At 72.4% G+C, this 471-nt stretch carries 1 protein-coding gene; it reads right to left on the bottom strand.

From position 1 onward, the window contains the following. A partial coding sequence (locus MFF56_RS31945; RefSeq protein WP_283207458.1) for a calcium-binding protein occupies window positions 1–471 on the bottom strand: 471 nt, incomplete at both ends.

Here is a 471-nt window from a genome sequence, read left to right as displayed (position 1 = left end):
TCGTCACCCGCGCCGCCCTCGACGAGGTCGTCGCCGGCCTCGCCGTAGAGGATATCGGTGCCGTCGCCGCCCTTGAGGCTGTCGTTGCCGGCGCCGCCGTAGAGCAGGTCGTTGCCGAGCCCGCCTTCCAGCACGTCGTTGCCGGCATCGCCCAGAAGCGTGTCGGCGCCGGCCTCGCCCCGGAGAAGGTCGTTGTCGAGCCCGCCTTCCAGGACGTCGTCGCCGTCGCCTCCCAGCAGCGTGTCGTCGCCCTCGTCGCCCCAGAGCCGGTCGTTGCCGGTCTGGCCGTCGAGGTAGTCATCGCCCGACTGACCGCCGAGCACGTCGTCGCCCTCGTCACCGTAGAGGCGGTCGTTGCCTGCCCCACCCTGCAGCAGGTCGTTGCCACCCTGGCCGCCCAGGATGTCGTTGCCGTCGCCGCCGTACTGGGTGTCGTCACCCGCGCCGCCCTCGACGAGGTCGTCGCCGGCC

It is taken from the genome of Methylobacterium hispanicum (genome assembly GCF_022179285.1).
Lineage (GTDB): Bacteria > Pseudomonadota > Alphaproteobacteria > Rhizobiales > Beijerinckiaceae > Methylobacterium > Methylobacterium hispanicum.
Note: the sequence above shows the minus strand (reverse complement) of the source record. Positions and strands in the feature narration are given on the sequence as shown.